Origin of the sequence: Flavobacterium sp. XN-5, assembly GCF_008033395.2 — a bacterium.
Taxonomy (GTDB): Bacteria; Bacteroidota; Bacteroidia; order Flavobacteriales; family Flavobacteriaceae; genus Flavobacterium; species Flavobacterium hiemivividum.
In genome coordinates this window covers 1-1,416 of record NZ_VOGZ02000021.1, presented here as the reverse complement: position 1 = coordinate 1,416, position 1,416 = coordinate 1, and the positions used below count along the sequence as shown (strand labels likewise).

The window sequence follows — 1,416 nt, the reverse complement described above, 5'->3', positions numbered from 1 at the left end:
TGGAACAAACGCATGTGGTAACGGAACGCTCTCTGCAAACTTTGCTGTAACGGTAAATCAGCCACCGGCAATAAATACACAACCAAATCCTTCTCAAACCGTTTGTTCTGGATTTCCTGTTAGTTTTTCAGTAATAACAACAGGAACAGGGTTTACTTATCAATGGAAAAAAGGAGGAGCAAATATTTTGGGGGCAACATCTAATACGTATTCAATTCCTAATGTGAGTACTGTGGATGCAGGAAATTATACAGTAGTTGTAAGTGGAACTTCACCTTGTACATCGGTCACCTCCGAGAATGCAGTACTCATTGTAAATCAGGATATAGAAATAACTAACCAACCTATTGCCCAGTTAAATTGTGAAGGTAAAAACACTTCATTATCAGTTACGGCAACAGGTAATATTTCGAGTTATGTTTGGAGAAAAAATGGAATTCCAATCTCTAATGGTGGAAACATTTCAGGGGCTACGACACCAACTATTACTTTTACTGGACTATTGCTTAGTAACGCAGGAAATTATGATGTTGTAATCAGTAGTCCTGGTGGTAGCTGTTCACAAACTCTCTCCAATCCTGCTTCACTTACAGTAACCCCTGTTCCAAAAGCAACAATTAGTTATGCGGGAACTCCATTTTGTAACGATATTACTAGTGAGCAATCAGTTAATTTATCGGGATCAAATGCGTATACTGGCGGATCATATTCAGCTCCTACTGGATTAACTTTAAATGCTTCAACAGGAGCAATAACACCCAGCACCAGTATAGCAGGTAGTTATGTTGTCACCTACACAATTGCTGCAGCAGGAGGCTGTAGTGAGGTAACGGCAACTGCGAATGTAACTATCACCGCAATTCCTACCGCTACCATAAGTTATGCTGGCTCACCATTTTGCAAAACAATAACTGGAGTTCAAACAGTTACATTAAGTGGAACAAATACCTATAGCGGGGGAACATTTACAGCTCCGGCTGGATTAATTATCAATTCCACTACAGGAGAAATAACACCTAGTAGTAGTAAGGCAGGAAACTACACAGTAACCTATACAGGACCTACAAGCGGAGGTTGCGCAGCCGCGATTGCTACAACAAATATTACAATTACTGGACTTCCAACGGCTACAATTAGCTATTCTGGAACTCCTTACTGTAAGAATACAGCAACTGGACAAGCAGTTACTTTATCTGGAACTAATGCATATACAGGTGGTACATATTCAGCTCCCACTGGATTAACTATTAATTCCACTACAGGAGGAATAACACCTAGTAGTAGTACAGCAGGAAATTACCTTGTGACCTACACAATTCTTGCCGCAGGAGGCTGCAGTGCAGTAACAGCAACTGCCAATGTAACTATTACTGCAATTCCTACGGCTACTATAAATTATGCTGCGACACAATTTTG

Annotated in this window: 1 protein-coding gene; it reads left to right on the top strand. The window is 40.5% G+C overall.

What is annotated here, in order from left to right:
- On the top strand, positions 1 to 1,416 hold a 1,416-nt coding region (locus FQU23_RS16090), incomplete at both ends, for an immunoglobulin domain-containing protein (protein WP_165425783.1).